The 18,769-nt window shown below is 39.1% G+C and carries 19 protein-coding genes; 13 read left to right on the forward strand and 6 right to left on the reverse strand.

The annotated features are described in order from the left end of the window. Nucleotides 1–38 precede the first annotated feature (38 nt). The gene (locus EZ456_RS08370; RefSeq protein WP_131529140.1) at nt 39–3,059 is read right to left on the reverse strand and encodes an amidohydrolase family protein; all 3,021 of its coding nucleotides are present in this window, start codon (nt 3,057–3,059) and stop codon (nt 39–41) included. Nucleotides 3,060–3,171: 112 nt separating this feature from the next. Between EZ456_RS08370 and EZ456_RS08375 the strand changes: the two genes are divergently transcribed. From EZ456_RS08375 to EZ456_RS08415, 9 genes are all read left to right on the forward strand, one after another. Beyond that, entirely contained in the window at nt 3,172–3,615 is a 444-nt protein-coding gene (locus EZ456_RS08375) for a cytochrome B (protein ID WP_131529142.1), read from the forward strand. 357 nt (nt 3,616–3,972) lie between these two features. Continuing rightward, complete coding sequence (locus EZ456_RS08380; protein ID WP_184465000.1) at nt 3,973–5,370, forward strand: anthranilate synthase component I family protein; 1,398 nt, start codon at nt 3,973–3,975, stop codon at nt 5,368–5,370. A 52-nt stretch (nt 5,371–5,422) separates the two neighbouring features. Next, nucleotides 5,423–6,013, forward strand: coding sequence for an anthranilate synthase component II (locus tag EZ456_RS08385; RefSeq protein WP_131529144.1), 591 nt, complete (start codon nt 5,423–5,425; stop codon nt 6,011–6,013). A gap of 122 nt (nt 6,014–6,135) precedes the next feature. Further along, nucleotides 6,136–6,918: an indole-3-glycerol phosphate synthase TrpC gene (gene trpC / locus EZ456_RS08390; RefSeq protein WP_131529198.1), complete on the forward strand. Its 783-nt coding sequence runs from the start codon at nt 6,136–6,138 to the stop codon at nt 6,916–6,918. Nucleotides 6,919–7,008: 90 nt separating this feature from the next. After that, nucleotides 7,009–8,199 carry a GTPase HflX gene (gene hflX, locus EZ456_RS08395; RefSeq protein WP_057931523.1) on the forward strand — a complete coding sequence of 397 codons (1,191 nt, stop codon included), beginning with the start codon at nt 7,009–7,011 and terminating at the stop codon, nt 8,197–8,199. Nucleotides 8,200–8,299: 100 nt separating this feature from the next. Next, on the forward strand, nt 8,300–8,677 hold the full coding sequence (gene rbfA, locus EZ456_RS08400; protein WP_131529199.1) for a 30S ribosome-binding factor RbfA: 378 nt from the start codon (nt 8,300–8,302) through the stop codon (nt 8,675–8,677). A gap of 5 nt (nt 8,678–8,682) precedes the next feature. Then, nucleotides 8,683–9,312: a PAQR family membrane homeostasis protein TrhA gene (gene trhA, locus EZ456_RS08405; RefSeq protein WP_165501279.1), complete on the forward strand. Its 630-nt coding sequence runs from the start codon at nt 8,683–8,685 to the stop codon at nt 9,310–9,312. A gap of 7 nt (nt 9,313–9,319) precedes the next feature. Beyond that, a complete protein-coding gene (locus EZ456_RS08410; RefSeq protein ID WP_131529148.1) occupies nt 9,320–10,006 on the forward strand; it encodes a peptidoglycan DD-metalloendopeptidase family protein in 687 nt (228 codons plus the stop codon). A gap of 238 nt (nt 10,007–10,244) precedes the next feature. Then, nucleotides 10,245–10,898 carry a TonB family protein gene (locus EZ456_RS08415; RefSeq protein WP_131529150.1) on the forward strand — a complete coding sequence of 218 codons (654 nt, stop codon included), beginning with the start codon at nt 10,245–10,247 and terminating at the stop codon, nt 10,896–10,898. A 12-nt stretch (nt 10,899–10,910) separates the two neighbouring features. On the opposite strand, the gene EZ456_RS08420 is transcribed toward EZ456_RS08415, so the two are convergent. After that, a complete protein-coding gene (locus tag EZ456_RS08420; protein WP_131529152.1) occupies nt 10,911–11,345 on the reverse strand; it encodes an energy transducer TonB in 435 nt (144 codons plus the stop codon). Nucleotides 11,346–11,427: 82 nt separating this feature from the next. Here EZ456_RS08420 and EZ456_RS08425 point away from each other — a divergent pair, with 82 nt between their 5' ends. After that, nucleotides 11,428–11,817: a hypothetical protein gene (locus tag EZ456_RS08425; RefSeq protein WP_131529154.1), complete on the forward strand. Its 390-nt coding sequence runs from the start codon at nt 11,428–11,430 to the stop codon at nt 11,815–11,817. Here the strand turns inward: EZ456_RS08425 and EZ456_RS08430 are convergent. Beyond that, on the reverse strand, nt 11,806–12,678 hold the full coding sequence (locus EZ456_RS08430) for a diacylglycerol/lipid kinase family protein (protein WP_131529156.1): 873 nt from the start codon (nt 12,676–12,678) through the stop codon (nt 11,806–11,808). The two genes, EZ456_RS08425 and EZ456_RS08430, sit on opposite strands and share 12 nt — an antisense overlap. A 57-nt stretch (nt 12,679–12,735) precedes the next feature. Between EZ456_RS08430 and EZ456_RS08435 the strand changes: the two genes are divergently transcribed. Further along, a complete protein-coding gene (locus tag EZ456_RS08435) occupies nt 12,736–13,710 on the forward strand; it encodes an App1 family protein (protein WP_131529158.1) in 975 nt (324 codons plus the stop codon). A gap of 636 nt (nt 13,711–14,346) precedes the next feature. On the opposite strand, the gene EZ456_RS08440 is transcribed toward EZ456_RS08435, so the two are convergent. Next, nucleotides 14,347–14,715: a YccF domain-containing protein gene (locus EZ456_RS08440; RefSeq protein WP_029274540.1), complete on the reverse strand. Its 369-nt coding sequence runs from the start codon at nt 14,713–14,715 to the stop codon at nt 14,347–14,349. A gap of 107 nt (nt 14,716–14,822) precedes the next feature. Here EZ456_RS08440 and EZ456_RS08445 point away from each other — a divergent pair, with 107 nt between their 5' ends. Then, a complete protein-coding gene (locus EZ456_RS08445) occupies nt 14,823–15,176 on the forward strand; it encodes a hypothetical protein (RefSeq protein ID WP_131529160.1) in 354 nt (117 codons plus the stop codon). Between the two features lie 62 nt (nt 15,177–15,238). On the opposite strand, the gene EZ456_RS08450 is transcribed toward EZ456_RS08445, so the two are convergent. Continuing rightward, nucleotides 15,239–16,438: a DUF1501 domain-containing protein gene (locus tag EZ456_RS08450; RefSeq protein WP_131529162.1), complete on the reverse strand. Its 1,200-nt coding sequence runs from the start codon at nt 16,436–16,438 to the stop codon at nt 15,239–15,241. Nucleotides 16,439–16,544: 106 nt separating this feature from the next. After that, nucleotides 16,545–17,987 (reverse strand): DUF1800 domain-containing protein, encoded by a 1,443-nt coding sequence (locus EZ456_RS08455; RefSeq protein ID WP_131529164.1) that lies wholly within the window; start codon nt 17,985–17,987, stop codon nt 16,545–16,547. A 73-nt stretch (nt 17,988–18,060) separates the two neighbouring features. Here EZ456_RS08455 and aat point away from each other — a divergent pair, with 73 nt between their 5' ends. Continuing rightward, the gene (gene aat, locus EZ456_RS08460; protein ID WP_131529166.1) at nt 18,061–18,693 is read left to right on the forward strand and encodes a leucyl/phenylalanyl-tRNA--protein transferase; all 633 of its coding nucleotides are present in this window, start codon (nt 18,061–18,063) and stop codon (nt 18,691–18,693) included. The last annotated feature ends 76 nt before the right edge of the window (nt 18,694–18,769 follow it).

Genomic DNA, 18,769 nt, shown 5'->3' on the forward strand with positions numbered 1-18,769 from the left:
GCCTGTAAATCATTGTAATTGGATGGCTCACGATGGTTTTAGTGTGCATGTTCCTTCTCGGTTAATTCTGCTGAATAGTTTTCTAAAGTTTCGCAATTGTACAGGCGTGGTGCATCGCCAGCTGGGCGTTGTGTACGGCTACCTTTACTTTTACTCTCTAACATTTTTTGGATCAGACGTGCTTTTTCTGCCTGCTGCGTTTTAATTACCTGTGCATCTTTTTCGATATCCCAGTATGCAATACCATCTACAAAAGTTTTCTCTGCCCTGGCATAAATAGAAAGTGGATTAGCTGTCCAGATCACCACGTCGGCATCTTTACCTGCTTTTAAACTGCCCACTTTATCATCAATGTGTAGCATTTTTGCAGGGTTTAGCGTTACAAACTTCAAGGCATCTTCTTCAGGAACGTTACCATATAACACTGATTTCCCCGCTTCCTGGTTTAAGTGACGTGCCATTTCTGCATCATCAGAGTTGAAAGCAGTTGTTACACCAACATTATGCATGATTTTTCCGTTATAAGGAATCGCCTCGGCAACTTCGTTTTTATAAGCCCACCAATCGGAGAAGGTTGAACCAGCAATGCCATGCGCTTTCATTTTGTCGGCCACTTTGTAACCTTCTAAAATGTGCGTAAAGGTGTTAATCTTGAATCCTAAGCTATCAGCTACATGAATTAGCATATTAATTTCACTCTGCACATAAGAGTGGCAGGTAATGAAACGTTTGTTGTTTAAAATCTCAACAATGGCATCTAATTCTAAATCTTTACGTACACTGTTACCTTTTACTGATAAAGCTTTTTCGTACTCTTTTGCACGTGTAAATTCATCCACAAAGGTTTGTTCAACACCCATACGTGTAACCGGGAAACGGGCACCTGTACCGAAATTACTTTGTTTCACGTTTTCGCCCAGCGCAAATTTAATGAAGCCGTCAGCGCCTGCAAATTTTAGTTCCTCTGGCGATTTGCCCCAGCGCAGTTTAATCAATTGCGACTGACCCCCGATTGGGTTGGCCGACCCGTGCAGGATTTGTGAAGTGGTTACACCACCGGCCAACTGGCGGTAAATATTTACATCTTCTGAGTTGATGATATCGGCAACACGTACTTCAGCAGAAACCGATTGTGCACCTTCGTTAATACCGCCTGCACCTGCAATGTGCGAGTGCTCATCAATAATACCAGCGGTTACATGTTTACCAGTAGCATCGACCACTTTTGCGCCGCTTGCCGAAAGGTTTTTGCCAACCGCTTTAATTTTTCCGTTTTCTAAAAGTACATCGGCGTTTTGGAGGATTCCATCTTTTTCATTCGTCCAAACGGTACCGTTTTTAATTAAAACCGTTTCTTGTTTAGGGAGTTCAGTGCTTCCAAAGGCAGAGAAAGGGTAAATTACCGGGCCCATGGCCAATGTAGCTTTTGGTTCTTCCTTTTTAGGCGTTTCTTTAGCTGCTTCTTTATACGTTGCTGTAAACTTTCCTGTAGTACCATCAGCTAATGCCGATTCGCCTTTTAGGGTAATCGGATTTGCCGAAGTAATGTAGCCGCTTAAACGGACATCACCTTTAGGATTTTTCTTTAAATTAAAATTGATGCTTACCCAATCGCCATTTCTGGTAAAGGTTGCTGTGGTTTTTACGCTATCTATACCAATTCTTTCAATCGCTGCTGTCGATCCGCCGCCTGTGCCCGTAATTTTTAGGATCAAAGCACCAATACCATCTACATTTAAGTTATAAGTGCCACGTACATCGCTCACATCCATTTTATTTACAATGAAACGTTTACCCTGTACCCAGTTTTCGAAAATGATGTTTCCGTTCTTGAACAGGTTATCTGACGAGATTAAAAAGTTGGCTACTTTTCCTTTTTCTAAAGATCCTACTTTATCGCCAATGCCCAAAAGTGAGGCAGGGATTTCGGTAACCGATTGTAAAGCTTGTTTTTCGGTTAAGCCATTTTCTATCGCTGTGCGGATGTTTGCCCAAAAATCACGGCTGTTTTCTAAGCCAAATGCAGTTAGGGCAAATTTGATTCCTGCTTTTTCTAAACTTGCGGGGTTGGTTGGTGCCAGTTCCCAGCCTTTCATTTGCGATAAACTTACGTTTCTGGCTTCTGCAGGATCTTCAACATCATAAGCTTTAGGAAAAGTTAAGGGGATAATCAAACTTGCACCTGTAGCCTTAACCTCATTTATGCGCTGGTATTCATCGCCAGTAGATTTAATGATGTATTTCTTGCCAAATTCTTTTCCGATTTTATCCGCACGGAGGATATTTTGCCATCCATCTACTTCAAATAGCTGTGGCATGGTCTGTTGCTTGCCAAATTCATCGAGCGAGATGTTGTATTCGTCTTTTTGTTTGCTGTACCATTGTGCATCGTAATAGGTTTGGCGCAATAAAGCAATCGAACCCATTAACGAAGTAGGGTAATCGTTTGATGAAGTTCCTTTGTTAAACGAATAATTTGCTGCGGTTTGGTCCTTTAAAAATACACTGTTATCTGCGCCTTCGTTTAAGGTTACAGCGGCAGAAACACCACGCGCTATACCATCGCGGTTAATTACGTTTACGCTACCAAAGCCTACCTTACGCAGTTCATCCGCTTTTTTGCTGTCGGTAGAAAAAATACTTTTTACATAAGTTTCTGGCCTGATTGATTCATTCCAGCCATAAGCACCTTTTTTTGTCGATACAAAAATAGATTGACGCTGAGCTCCGAAACCACGCTGTTGTACGGGTGCTTCGCTAAGGCCATAACTGGTAAAGGCATCAATTAAGGATGGATAAACAAATTTTCCTTTAAGATCGATTACAACATAGCCTTTAGGTACGGCTAAACCAGTTCCAACACCTTGTATGATTTGTCCTTTGATTAAAAACGTGGCATTTGTAAGGGTTTGGTTGGCATTAACTACTATAGTTGCATTAGTAAAAGCAAACATTCCTGGCCTGGTATCAAAAGAACCGTTAACAGGAAAGGAGGTTTGCTGTGCAAACAGAAATGTAGTAGAAAATACCAGCCCAATGGCGAGTAAAATTTTCTTCATAATAAGTTTAGTGTTTTTTTTGTTTAAAACTAATATAAATAAGCGTTCAATCTGCTGAATATCCTATTTTTTACAATTAATGTCTATTTTTGACTAAACATATTTAATAAAAATGTACAACATCTTAAAATCTGCGCACTCTGGATGGCGCTACATCGTATTAATTCTATTGGTTATTGCTGTAATCAATGCTTTGTCGGGCTGGTTTGGTAATAAAACTTACACAGAAGGTAACCGCAAGCTGAATGTATTTACACTGATCAGTGCACACATTCAATTGTTGATCGGCCTGGTATTGTATTTTTTGAGCCCCTTAACAAAATTGCCAATGGGCGATGCTATTGGTCGGTACTTTAAGGCCGAGCATACCGCTATGATGATTATTGCCATCATTTTGATTACGGTAGGTAACGCCAAATCGAAAAAGGTAACAGAAGCTGTAGCAAAACACCGCACCATTGCCGTTTTCTTTGGATTAGCATTGATCCTGATCATTGTTGCTATTTTGTTGATGACGAAAAGCGTTCCCGGAAGAACATTTTTTGGGGTGTCTTAAAGGCAGAGAGCTGGGCGTATGGAGAAAAGCGTGTGAAATCAATATTAATCTTGTGCTGCAATCGACTTCGGACTACCGACTCCGAACTTCCGACTAAATTTATTTTCATAATTATTTCCATTTTTCAAAATTCTTTATATTTTTGTTGCTCATGATCAACAATATACATACATGGCTTTGGCAAAGTAATTCGAACGAATTGCGCTGGCTGCGTATGAACAAAATATAGTTTATCAACCTAAACCTTATTAAAGAACCATTAAAGCCCGGCGTAGAACCACACGCCGGGCTTTTTATTGTTAAAAAATACGAAAATGCAAACCTTAAGCCTTATAGCTTACACCATTTACCTTTATCATGTATAAAATTAATACCACTTACAAAAAAATGCTTGCCGATACCACAACACCAGTAAGCATTTATTTACGCTTACGTGATGTGTATCCCAACAGTATCCTGTTAGAAAGTTCTGATTACCATAGCAGAGAAAACTCGATGAGTTTTGTTTGTGCCGATCCTGTAGCTGGAATTATTTTAAAGGGCTCGCGATTGGAGACTTATTTCCCCGATGGGGCTGTAGAGATTACCGAAAGTAAAAACCTGATTGAAGAAATTACCGATTTTAAAGATAAATTCAGAGAAACAGAATTACCAGAGATCAAATTTATTTCGAGCGGTTTGTTTGGCTATTTTACCTGGAATGCAGTACAACATTTTGAAGATATAAAGTTTACTTCTGAAACACCGGAGGGTGAAGAGATTCCAGAAATGCAGTACCACCTGTATCGTTATATTATCGCCATCGATCACTTCAAAAATGAAATTACCCTTTTCAAAAATACTTTCGAAGGAGAAGAAGAGGGTGGGCTTGAAAAAATGGAATACCTGATCCAGAATAAAAATTACCCTGAATATAAATTTCAACTGCGTGGAGAGGAAAGTTCGAACCTAACCGATCAGGGTTTTATGGATTTGGTAGAGAAACTGCAAAAACATATTTACCGTGGAGATGTTTTTCAGATTGTGCCTTCAAGAGCTTTTAAGCAAGCATTTTCTGGCGATGAATTTAATGTTTACCGTTGCTTGCGTTCGATAAATCCATCACCATACCTGTTTTATTTTGATTATGGGAACTTTAAATTGTTCGGTTCTTCACCAGAGGCGCAGATTACGATCAAAAACAATTCGGCCAACATTTTTCCAATCGCAGGAACATTTAAACGCAGCGGAAACGACATTGAAGACGCTGAACAGGCCCGTAAATTAGAACAGGATCCTAAAGAGAGTGCAGAACATGTAATGCTGGTAGATTTAGCCAGAAACGATTTAAGCAGGCACTGTAACCGCGTTGAGGTAAAATCTTTTAAAGAAGTTCAGTACTATTCGCATCTGATTCACTTGGTGAGTAAAGTGAGCGGTCATTTGCAGGAAAACGTAAGTGCTTTTAAAGTAGTTGCCGATACCTACCCGGCAGGTACCCTAAGTGGAGCACCAAAATACAAGGCCATGCAGCTGATAGATGAAAACGAAAAATTGGGCAGGAATTTCTATGCTGGTGCAATTGGTTTTATGGGTTTCAACGAAGATTTTAACCATGCCATTATGATCAGGACATTTATGAGCAAGAATAACGAACTGCATTACCGTGCAGGTGCAGGCATTGTGGCCGATTCTGTCCCTGAAACCGAAATGCAGGAAGTGAATAATAAAATTGCAGCGTTGCGTAAAGCAGTGCAAATGGCAGAGGGAATATAGTTGGGAGTGAAGAGTTTTTAGTTTGGAGTAAAATCCATTAGCAAGAAATAAAATGGAAAATATAGATAAAAAAGCCGTCTTAGTAATTGATAACTATGATAGCTTTACCTACAACCTAGTGCATTTAATTAACGAGGTAGGTTATGAGGCCGAAGTTTGGAGAAACGATAAATTCGATCTGGCGGATGTAGAAAAGTACGATAAAATTTTGCTTTCTCCGGGGCCAGGTATTCCTGAAGAGGCTGGGTTGTTATTGGATGTAATTAGAACGTATGCGCCAACAAAGAGTATTTTTGGGGTATGTTTAGGGCAGCAGGCCATTGCCGAAGTTTTTGGCGGTACTTTACTGAACCTTGGAAGACCCATGCATGGGATTGCTACGCCAGTAACGGTTGTAGATGGTGATGAACCTTTGTTCTGGGAGTGTCCACAAACTATAAATGTTGGTCGCTACCACAGTTGGGTAGTGAGTAAAGATAATTTTCCCTCATGTTTAAAAATTACGGCCAGAGATCATAAGAACGAAATCATGGCGTTAAGACATGAAACATTAGATGTTCGTGGGGTACAGTTTCATCCTGAAAGTGTGCTAACGGAGTATGGCAAGCAGATGATGGAGAATTGGTTGACGTCGACCCCCTAGCCTCCTGAAGGGGGAATTAAAGGCTAGTTGGAAATAGCCAGTTTGAAAAATTAAACTAAAATTAATCTATGCAAAATAATATGAACGATGGAAAGTCAAAGTCCCCTTCAGGGGATTTAGGGGTGAACATTTTAGATAAAATCGTATTACGTAAAAAGGAAGAAATTGCAGCTGCTAAAGCTTTGGTTTCTATTCAGGATTTAGAAAAATCGGTGCATTTTGATAGAACACCTTATTCTTTTAAAGAGTTTTTATTGGCAGAAGACCGTACCGGGATAATTGCAGAGTTTAAGCGCCGTTCGCCATCTAAAGGTTTGATTAATGGTGTTGCCGATGTTGCTGATGTAACGCAGGCGTATAATGCAGCAGGTGCATCTGCACTTTCGGTTTTAACTGATGTAGATTTTTTTGGTGGTAAAACCGACGATATTCTAGCGGCAAGGGCTGCAAACAATATTCCGATCTTAAGAAAAGATTTTATGATCGATGAGTATCAGATCCTGGAAGCAAAAGCCTGGGGTGCTGATATCATTCTGTTGATTGCCTCAATATTAACACCTCAGCAGATTAACGATTTCGGAAAGTTTGCGAAAGATTTGGGGTTAAATGTGCTGTTAGAAGTGCATAACCTGGAAGAACTGGAGCGAAGCATCTGTCCGAATCTGGATGCCATTGGTGTAAACAACAGAAACCTGTCCGATTTTACGGTAGATATCCAAACCTCGTTTGATTTGGTGAATAAAATCCCAAATGAATTTCTGAAAATCTCAGAAAGTGCGATCAGTAATCCTCAGACCATTGCAGCATTAAAAGCCGCAGGTTTTAACGGTTTTTTGATTGGCGAGAATTTTATGAAAACGGATAACCCAGGTGTTGCCATAAAGGAATTTGTAGCGCAGATATAGTTCTATTTAAACCTCGCAGGTTTTTAAAACCTGCGAGGTTTGAACAAAAGATTTACACGTTTGCAAATTTCGTATATTTGCCTTAATTACATGGGAAAACAAAAAACATACGATACTGCCGTTGTGCAGGAGCGGGCAATTTTAGTTGGGGTAGTTACTCCAGGCGAAAAAGAAGCCCAAACAAAAGAATATTTAGATGAGTTGGCCTTTTTGGTAGATACAGCTGGAGGGAAGGTAGAAAAGGTTTTTACACAGAAGATGCTTAAACCAGAGCGTGCTACTTTTGTGGGTACGGGAAAACTGGAAGAGATTAAAGCTTATGTAAAATCGGAAGAAATTGATGTGGTGGTTTTCGACGATGAATTATCGCCATCGCAACTACGCAATATCGATCGTGAGCTTGGCGTTAAGGTTTTAGATAGAAGCAATCTGATCCTGGATATTTTTGCTAACAGGGCCCAAACTGCACAGGCAAAAACACAGGTAGAACTGGCACAATTGCAATATGTTTTACCACGCCTAACCGGTATGTGGACCCACTTAGAGCGCCAGAAAGGTGGTATCGGGATGCGTGGTCCAGGTGAAACACAGATTGAAAGTGATAGACGTATTATTTTAAACAAAATCTCTTTGCTAAAAGAGCGTTTAAGAAATATAGATCGGCAGAACGAAACGCAGCGTAAAAACCGTGGCCAGTTGATTCGGGTAGCTTTGGTTGGCTATACCAACGTTGGTAAATCTACCATCATGAATATGCTGTCAAAATCGGAAGTATTTGCAGAAAATAAATTGTTTGCAACTTTAGATACGACCGTGCGTAAGGTGGTGATTGAAAATTTACCTTTTCTGCTTTCTGATACTGTTGGATTTATCCGCAAACTACCTCACCATTTGGTAGAATGTTTTAAATCTACTCTTGATGAAGTACGCGAAGCTGATTTACTGATTCATGTGGTTGATGTTTCGCACCCTAACTTCGAAGATCAGATTAATACGGTTAACGAAACGTTGAAAGATATCGGAGCCATTGATAAGGACATGATTTTAGTTTTTAATAAAATTGATGCTTATGTTTCGCCAGAAGTGGATGATGAAGAGGATGACGGCAAGCTTACTTTAGAAGACTTTAAGAAAAGCTGGATGAGCCACGATAAGGTACCGGTTTTGTTTATATCGGCTACCGAGAAAGAGAACTTAGAAGAGTTTAAAACATTGTTGTACGATAAGGTTAAAGCTGCACATGTGGCGAGATACCCGTATGATAGTAATTTGTTATATTAGATTAAATTCCGTCATTGCGAGGTGCGATATAAACCTTGCAGGTTTTTAAAACCTGTAAGGTTTGATGATAAAAGTAGCAATGTCGACAGATAAATACATTATGGAAAGTAAACGTCAGCAGAAATTTGCAGGAGTATTACAAGAGGAGTTAGCACAGGTTTTTCAGCGGGAAGGTGCTGCGTTTTTGCCTAATACATTGGTAACCATTACCCGTGTTCGGGTTTCGCCAGATTTGGCAGTGGCTAAAGTTTACCTGAGCTTTTTTAATACCAATAATACCACGCTTTCTATCAACACGGTTAACGCACATTCAGGCGAGATCAGGTATAAATTGGGAAGCAGGATCCGCCATCAGGTTAGGGTTGTGCCAGAACTTACTTTCTTTGTTGATGATACCAACGAATATGTAGAACGTATGGATCACCTTTTCGATAAGATTGCCAAAGAGCCCAGACAAAAAGAAGAAGACAGCGAATAATCCTTGTGAGGAAGCTAAGGGAACCTGTTAATTTCTTCACCCATTTTATACCGGCATTAATTGCAATTCCAGCAGGCTATATATTGCTTCAGAAATGCAATACCCCAATTGAATATACCGCTGCATGGATTTATAGCATTGGCACGTTTATTCTTTTTGGTGTAAGTGCCATGTACCACGGTTATCCGGCTACCGAATATGGCGTACGCTTTTGGCAAAAATTTGATCATTGCTGCATTTATTTAATGATAACAGGCTCTTACTCGCCAACGGCTTTATTGGTTTTTGATGGCTGGTTAAGGTGGAGCTTATTTGCCATTGTATGGATCATTGCCATAGTTGGCTGTCTGCTTAAAATTTTTAACCGCTTAAAAAGCACCACTATTTCTTTGTCTATATATATTTTAATGGGCTGTTTAATTGTGCCATTATTACAGAAAATGCTAGGTACATTGCCCATGGGTGCAATTTTCTGGTTACTGTTTGGTGGCATTTTTTACATCGCCGGAACTTATTATTATGCAAAGGATAAACAGCTATTTAGGTGGATGCACAGTCACGAACTTTGGCACCTGTTTGTAATCGGAGGAGCCTTATCTCACTATATTTATAACTTCGTTTATATTTTTAAATAGATTATAAATGCAAACTTTTGAGCAGATTATTCAAACCAATGCTTCACTAATCCATAAGGTGGTTAATTTTGATGTAAAACATGATCAGCTTTTACCTTTAGATTTTACGGCAACCAATACCGAGCTAAGTGATGAGATTCTGGATAATACCGATTTATTCTCGGATTGGGTAAATAAAAAACTTGTCGAAAATAATGCCCGTTATGGAATTGGAGGTTATGATGAACACCGTACTATATATTCGAGAAGTGCTCATTTTGATGCAGGCGAAGAGCCCCGAAGGTTACATTTAGGTGTAGATATTTGGGGCCCAGTTGGAACACCGGTCTACAATTTTTATGATGCCACTGTTCAAACTTTTGCCAACAACAACAACTTTGGCGATTACGGCGCAACAATCATTTTGGCTTATGAAATAGGTGGTTTTAAATTTAATGCCTTATACGGGCATTTAAGTTTGGCTTCGTTAAATGGCCTTGAAGAAGGTAAATTTATTCCTGCTGGGGCTAAAATCGCAACGCTAGGAGCAAAAGAAGAGAACGGTTACTGGCCGCCACACCTTCATTTCCAATTGATCAGAAATATGGAAGGATTAAAAGGCGATTACCCCGGGGTTTGCAGGTTTAGTGAGCGAGAAAAATATCTGACAAACTGCCCCGATCCGAATTTAATTTTGAAGGCTACGTTTTCTTAGTTCTAACCACTGAGGGCACAGAGAAAAGGCACAAAGCTTACGCCGAGGTTTTTATTTGGTTAGCCACGGAAACACAGATTAACACGGAATACTTTCTGCAATTTCTGTGCTCTGGCAAAAAAAAAGCTCTTTCTCCTCTGTGAGAAGCTCCATGATCTCTGTGGTAAAATATTATTGTTTACGGAGAAAAACTTTGTGTTCTTTGCGGTTAAACCTGAATAAACCGTAAATTAGTATAATGAAAAACCTGCTCACCCTTTCTTTGCTTTTCTCCTGTTCATTGGCTATAGCCCAGGTTCAGTTTAAATCAGGTAAAAGTGGTTTTACAAATTTTTTAAGGGAGAACACCATTTATCCGCAGTTCTCTAAAGATAATTGTATTCAAGGAACGGTAAATGTGAGCTTTAAGCTTGATGCACAAGGGAAGGTTTATTTTTCGAAAGTGAGTAAAGGAATATTGTCTGATCTCGATGAAGAAGCCCTGCGACTGGTGCGTTTAAGCAGCGGTAAATGGCAAGTTCTGGCAGGTTACGATACAACTGTTTCGATAGTTGCGCCGGTTAATTTTAAACTTTCGGGCTATAATTGCGAAGGAAAATCAAGTGAAGCCATTCAAGAAGCTATCCGTACTTATTTGGCTGAGGAAGGTTTGACCAACTCTGTCATTAATTTTTATAAAAACATCGACCAGGCAAAACCCGGACAAGAAGTTCAGATTATTGCCACTAAAAACCAGTTAGGTATTGATGATGAATATTTGGACGACAGGATAAAAATGGCCCTAAAGAAAATAAAACAAGGCGATAAACAAGGTGCGTGTGAGGATTTTTTATTTGTTAAATATATGGGGAGTAAAAAGGCTGATGATTATTTAGCAAAGTATTGTAAGTAGTAGCCAGGTCTTTTACTGTAAACACATCCGTGTAGAAAGAGTCGTTAATGTTGCCACTTTTTTACCGTTACAGGTTGCCGGAGCCCATTTAAAGGATTTTATAATCTTTAACATTTGCTCTCCTATTTTACCAACTTCATCTCTTACTACCCTTTCTCGGGAAATGCGACCATCCGCATCAACTAAAAAAGATATAGTGAATTGGGTTGATGCGCTATTGGGAATAGTCTCTAATGTAACGTTAGAAAGTGCTTTGTAAAGCTTTGCCCGCCCACCTTGGTTTGTTGCCGGTTCATCAAATGAAGTGTAGATCATTTTACCTGTTATGAGATCTTTTTTCTGTGTGCAATCTGTATGTGAAGGATTGTTATTCATTACAGCGTGATCAATAGAATTATTGTTAAAAGCAGTTAATAAAAAGGCAAATAACAACGTTAATTTAAGCATTTAATGGATGTTGTTTCGGAAACAAAGTAATTGATCAGCTTTTGCTAAGTGAAGATAATGAAATTGATTAATTTAGCCAACAATGAAAAACACGGTTAGATCTTTCGCTTTATTGGATATTATTAGCATTGCATTATTGGCTAAACAGTTTTGGCAGATTTTAACACACCTGAACGAAATTCCCGATCAGATACTTTCGCAGGCCAAGGTTGTTTTATTGTTGCCCTTATTTGTGTCTCTTTTTGTATCGGCAACGGGTTTAATTTTATTTAAGAAATTCGGCTTTATTACTTATTACATTCAGTTTCCATTCCGTTTGGTGGTATGGATATTTTCCATCGGCTTTATTACTTATTTACCAGAAGTGTTAAACCTGGGCGAACGGTGGTTTGATATTTTGTTCCGCATCTGTTTTATCGCCGAATTTTTCAGATTATATTTTACCATTAAAATTCACCGCTCATCCTTCTGATACATTAGGTAAAACCACCGTTATGGCAGCAGGAAGAATTTTTGCTTCAACGGTATTCACGCTGCCAATGTATTCTCCATCAACCTGGAAATGTGCTTTATGTTTCGACGAAATTTTGACTTCAGCAGTTTGGAACACCTCTATTTTTTTTGGGTTGAAGGGCAGTTTGGTGATCCATATTTTTAATATTTCAAGATAGGAGTAATCTTTTACCAAAACCACTTCGAAAAGATCGTCGTCTAATTTTCCATCAGGGTTTATTTTTAATCCGGAGCCGTACATGGTTGCATTGGCAATGGCTACCATCGCCGCTTTTGAAGTAATGGTTTTGTCCTTAAGTTTCAGCTGTACTTCCATTCTGCTATGGTTCCATAAAGCATGCCAGGTGGCTTTTGCATAACCCCACATACCGCGTTGGGGCAGGGTATCAAATTTCTTTACCAGGTAGGCATTAAAACCTAGATCAGATAAATGTATACAGATTTCATCATTGAGTTTAACTACATGAATTTTTTGCAAACGACCTCCATCCAAGATAGCTAAAGCCTGTTCAATATCAGTTGGTATACCTAATTCTTTTGCCATGCCATTAGCCGAACCGGCAGGGATAATCCCGATAGGGGTTTCGGTATGCAGCAAACATTCGGCAACCAGTTTTAAGGTCCCGTCGCCACCAACAGCTACCACACGATCTGCTTTTGCACTTTTAATTCTCTCTTTTATCTTCTCTAAAGAGCAATCTTCTGGTAATTCGAAAAGATCAACTTGTGTGTTTTTTGCATTGAAATGGGTAGAAATTACTTCCTTCAAGTTAATGTTATGACTGCCTGAGCCTGGGTTGATGATGAATAATAATTTCATTTGTTAGCTTATGGTTTATATCACAAACAACTTTTAGTAAACTCTGTTTTAATACAGATGAATAAATCTGTTAGCGTTAAAGTATATCATGGCTATGGCCACGCACACAATTTGGTTGTTTATGGCCATGTTTTTAAACGCAAGGCAAAAACACAGCAGGTTTATAGTAATAATTTGTTTGTTAATATTGTACACCTGTTAAAACTCTTTATTTTAAAACCTTATGCTTCTGTTGAGGTGCGTTTGCAGTTTTTTGATCAGACCATTTACAATAAAACCGAAGGAGATGGCTTTTTTAAGTTTGAATGGAAGGCGGAACATGATGTGCCTGCAGGCTGGCATTTTGTTAAAGTAGAAGCTGTTGATAGAAACGGTAAAGTTTTAAGTGCAGGTGAGGGTAAGGTATATGTGCCACACATTACCCAATATGCTTTTATTTCTGATGTGGATGATACGGTAATGGTTTCTCATTCGGCAACTATTGGAAGGAGATTAAGAGAGCTGTTTATCAAAAATCCGCATACACGTAAAACTTTTGCAGATGCAGCCAGTCACTATCAGCAATTAGCCCTGTCGCATACCGAGGCAAATCAGCCCAATCCTTTTTTTTATGTAAGTAGCAGCGAATGGAACCTTTACGATTATTTGCTCGAGACTTTCAAGTTTAATAAACTGCCTGAAGGTGCTTTTCTTTTAAATACATTAAAACGATGGAAAGATTTAGTGAAAACAGGTAAAACAGGGCATGAAGGTAAATTATTGAGGGTAATGAGGATTTTAGACGCTTTCCCCAATCAGAAGTTTGTTTTCTTTGGTGATAACTCCCAGCAGGACCCCGAAATTTATTCAGCAATAGTGGAGAAATATCCAAAAAATATTGAAGCGGTGTATATCCGCAACATTCGGCCCGAAAGAGAAAAACAGACACTAGCTTTGTTAGCAAAAATCAAAGACAAACAGGTGAGTGCGTGCTTGTTTAATGATAGCGATGAGGCGATTGAACATTCTAAATCAATAGGGTTGATCCAATAGTTTTTTGGAGCGCAATTGTTGTGCTCATCGGTTTCAATCGGGGCTAAGTACAGCACTTTTTGCTAATGGGAACAGGCCATAGTTCAATAAACCTGACAGCAGCGAGCATCCCGAGGTAAAGTCGGGATAAAGCGGATGGCAGGACTTTCGGATCCGATAAACACCGAACCTTGCTTTTCAAAAAAAATTACAGATTTTGCTTCGCAGAGCCTTCGGGTTCTCCGCTGCGGTCCAAATGAAGGAACCATTCTAAAGCGATTGAGTTGACTGGCCATGGTATACAAGCATTTTTTATTATTATTTTGGAAAGCAAACACATCACTTTTCGGCCTCAACTGCCCCGCCCTCCGTTACAAATCCTCGCCCTCATGCTTCGGACTATGGGTTTTACACTGCGGTCGAGTTAGCTGGCAAGGCTGGTATTACTATTTAAGGTTGTGTAGCGCCTGCAGGATCATTCTGTTGTTCAATAAACCTGACAGCAGCGACAGCCCCGAATTTTTCATGAGGGCTACAGCGAATGGCGGGATTGCAGAGGCTATGAAATACTGACTTTCATTTTCAAAATCAAAAAATATTAAATTTTGATTTGAAAACGGGTGCTTTAACTGAAGATATTTTCAGTTTCCTTTCGTTTTAAGAAATCGACTTTCCGAACGGCGTAAAAGCCAGATTCATTAACTTAAAATGCTGGCGCCCAAATGGAATACCTACAATGGTAATGCAAAGCAGGATACCGAAAAATAAATGCGTTAAAGCAATCCAGAAACCACCGCATAAAATCCAGATCAGGTTCATGATCGTAGAAAGGCAGCCTGTGTTTGATGAAGTATCGGTGATTTTAACCCCAAAAGGAGCAAGGCCTACAATGGCAAATTTAAAACATTGAATGCCAAAAGGAATCCCCACAATGGTTAGACAAAGGATTAATCCTCCAATAATATATTCGAAGAAAATAAAGATACCGCCAAAAATAATCCAGATAATATTGCCTAAAAAGTTCATTATGTTTTTTAGTTTAAGATTTAATAATGGATGTTTTGTTACAATTCATTTAATACATACTCATGTATTCTTCGTAATTTAGAATTACACACAAAAAGAAACACAACATGAAAAAATTAATTCTTGCAGCGGCACTTGTCGCATGCTTTGGGCTGTCGCGTGCCAAAGCCCAAAATGTAAATGGCGTGAAGCTGACCGATATCCATGTGGATTATATCCAGATCCGCGCGGAAAAGAGTTTTTTTGAGGATAAACAATGGATTTTACTGGAGTATGGGCAAAAGGTAGATGAATATAGCGAAATGTACATCAGGGATGACAATGCCAAAAAACTAGAATTTAATTCAGCCATCGATGCCGTGAACAAAATGAAGTCCTACGATTATGAACTGTTTAGTGTTTACACAGAGCAGGTGTCCTCAGATTCCAATCGACCTGTTTATGTGTTGAAAAGGAAATAATTAAGAAAGAAGTCAAGTTTAAATGGCCAAGGTGCTATGAAAACTTAACTTCTTTGTAATATCTATATAAAATCGAGCGTATTAAATTTTTTGTTCAAGATATCAGCATTATTTACATCCAGCCATTTATCTAAAATGGTACCATAAACCTGTCTGAAATCCAATTGGTATTTTAAATCGCCGGTATCCAGGTCGCTCAAGTTAGGAGCAGCGTTAAAAATCCCTTGTTTCTTTAATTTTCCGCCAAAAACAAACATATTATTTGCCGTTCCGTGGTCGGTGCCATTACTGGCGTTTTGTTCTACCCTGCGGCCAAATTCGGAGAAGGTAACCACCAAGGTATCTTCCAGTTTGTTGTTCGATTTTAGATCTTTCAAAAAGGCCGCCATGCCTTCACTATATTGTTTAAGCAGATTTCCTTGTTGACCAATTTGATTTACGTGTGTATCGAAACCACTTAACGATACATAATAAACTCTTGTCTTTAATCCTGACGAAATAAATTTAGAAACCGTTTTCAACTGGTTTGCAAAACCCGAAGTTGGGTACGTGGATTTAGACTGGTAAATTTTGGAGGTATTCTGGATATAATTGGCAGAGGATGAAGTTTCGATCATGGTTTTGTACAAATAACCTAAATTATCTTCATCTAAATGTTCCTTGTCATTCTGCAACATGGCTTTAAAAAATGGATCGTTTGTATTGCGGAACAAAGCAGCAGGATCTTTTAATGCAATTCCTTTTTTAGTCTGACCTTTCATCGCGAGAGAAAGCGAATCATCTACTTCTATCGCGGTATAAGGGAATTTACAGGTTTGGCAATTGCTATCTAAATAGCGGCCAATCCATCCGGTTGATAAGAATTGATTGCTATCACTACCCGTTTGCCAGATATCCATCGAACGGAAATGCGAACGGTCGGGGTTAGGGTAGCCAACATCATTGATAATGGTCATCCAGCCTTGGTCATAAATTTCTTGCAAGGCGGCCATATTGGGATTTAATCCCTGCATGTCGTTTAGTTTGATCACCTCTTCAGGTTTAATGGCAATACTTTTTCTCTTTTGATAATAAATGTCGTTTCCAAAGGGAATAACAGTATTTAAGCCGTCATTTCCGCCAGAAAGCTGTACCACAACCAGGTTTTTGTAAAGGCTCAATTCATCAAGTGCCATGGCCTCAAGTGGTTTCATAAAAGCCGGAACGAATAGCGAACCTGCTGCAACAAATCCTGTATTTCTTAAAAAATTTCTTCTGTTCATGGTGTAAAGTTTTTTTGTTGATGGTCTTTTAGTCAATGGTTCATAGTTTAATGGTTAATAGCCTAGGTGCATAGGTAACTGGCTATTGACCATCAACCATTGACTATTAACACAACTGATACTCGGGCATACTGGTAATTTCTACTGCTGTACTCCGCAATCCTTTATTATCGCTTACCATTGATGTAATTTTGGCGTTTAATTTTGGTTGCAATAAAAACTCAGTAAGCGCTAATGGGGTTAATCCCTTTGGTAAAGTATCTAAAAATTTAGGCCAATCTGCATTTGCGTTTACATACGACTTTGGTTTCGTGTTCGCATTTGCATTGGTGGTCGCTGTCCGGCTTAAGGCAATTACAGCTTCATCTTCAGGATCGGCTTTACCGCTAAAATCGATTTCCCCATCATTTAAAACAAGAGAGGGAATGCGCATCCTTAACATTAACGATGAGCTATCAATCCAACTTTGTCCGCCAGGCCAGCCTGCAACATTAGGTGGGTTAAATAAATATTGCCCCAAACTGCTTTGTAGCTGTATTAAAACCTGTGGTTTGTTATAAGTAACATAAAACTCGCGACTTAATCCTACCAAAAATTCGGTAGGTGATTTAATTTTTGTGCCCACATTTTCAGGGCTATAAAACCAATCGGAAGTAAACATTTTTTTCATCATCGAGGCAATGTCGTATTTCGAGTTGTAAAAATGAGTGGCAAGTTCTTTAATGTGCGTCTCATTTGGATTATCATTTACGAAGAATTTGTATACTTTTCGGGCGATAAACTGCGAGGTTTCTGGTTTTTCGAGAATAATATCAATAATGTTTTCGCCCTCAAAATTCCCAATTTTACCGAAGAAAGTTTTTGTTCCGGCATCATGTAAGTTTTGCCTAAAAATAAAAGAGCCATCTTTATCGTACATCCAGCCGGTAAATGAGCGGGCAGATTCTTTAATGTCCTGCTCGGTATAATTTCCTCTACCTAAGGTGAAAAGTTCCATGAGCTCGCGTGCGAAGTTCTCATTTGGCTTTCCTTTTCTATTCTGCTGGTTATTCAGATATTGCAGCATTGCGGGCGACTTAGAAACCTCAACCAGTAAGGCTTTAAAGCTGCCAAGTGCATTTGTTCTTTGGATGTTGTTTAGTTGTTGTGCAAAAAACGGGTTATTGCTGCGGCAGGCAAAATGACCATGCCAAAAAAGTGTCATTTTTTCCCTCAATGGGGCATCTGTGTTAATCATCTTGGTAATGAAGGCAATGTTCAGGTCGCGGCTCACTTCGTTTTGTTCGCGAACAATTTGCTGGCGCATTTTTTTTTCTTCATCACTCAGGTCTTTTTTTGAGTATAAACCCGCCTGAACCAGAAGTTGCCGTTTCGATTCGTAATCGTTCACTAAATTGATGGGATCGTTTTTTTGGGAATCTTTAAGCAGATTATCTACCACCTTATCGAGGTTTTTTTTGCTTAATTTTTGTAAGTCTGTATAAGAAACCCCGAAGCCCGCCCGGTTGTAAAGATGTTTTACTTTTAAGAAATTATCTTTTGCGCTCATAATGGACTGTTTTACAGTATGACTTATTTAAAACGCCAGGGTTTAATCTTTGTTTTCTTTCTTATTTTTGTTTATGTTTTTTCAGTTACTAGATGATAACCCAGGCTTTCCAGATCCGGCTTTGGCAGAGGAGGATGGTTTATTGGCCATTGGGGGAGATTTAAGTACAGAGCGGTTGTTAATTGCATATTCCAATTGTATATTTCCGTGGTTTAGTGAAGGCGAACCAATTCTCTGGTATTCGCCACATGAGCGTTGCGTAATTTATCCAGATAAAATTAAGATCAGTAAAAGCATGCGGAAAATTCTGAATCAGGAGGTTTTCAAAGTAACCTTTAATCAGGCTTTTGCCGAAGTAATTCGCAATTGCGCAACTACTGAAAGGAAAGGTCAGGATGGCACCTGGATTACCAACGAAATGCAAGAGGCTTACATTAATCTTCATCAACAGGGCTACGCACATAGTGTAGAAGTTTGGTTAGGAGATCAACTGGTTGGTGGCTTATATGGTTTAAAAGTAAACCGCGTTTTTTGTGGCGAAAGTATGTTTAGCCATGTAAGCAATGCCTCAAAAGCAGCATTGATTTTTTTGAGTAAAATGAATATCGATTTAATCGATTGCCAGTTACCAAATGATCATTTACTGAGTTTGGGTGCAGAGATGATTAGTCGGGAATTGTATATAGAGACGCTTCAGGCGCTTTGATTCCAACAGATGTTTTGACTTTCACTTGGAGCGCAGCTAAGTACAGTTATTCAGGTTTCTTCCCGCTTTACGTTTT

Origin of the sequence: Pedobacter psychrodurus (genome assembly GCF_004331735.1) — a bacterium.
GTDB classification, from domain to species: Bacteria; Bacteroidota; Bacteroidia; order Sphingobacteriales; family Sphingobacteriaceae; genus Pedobacter; species Pedobacter psychrodurus.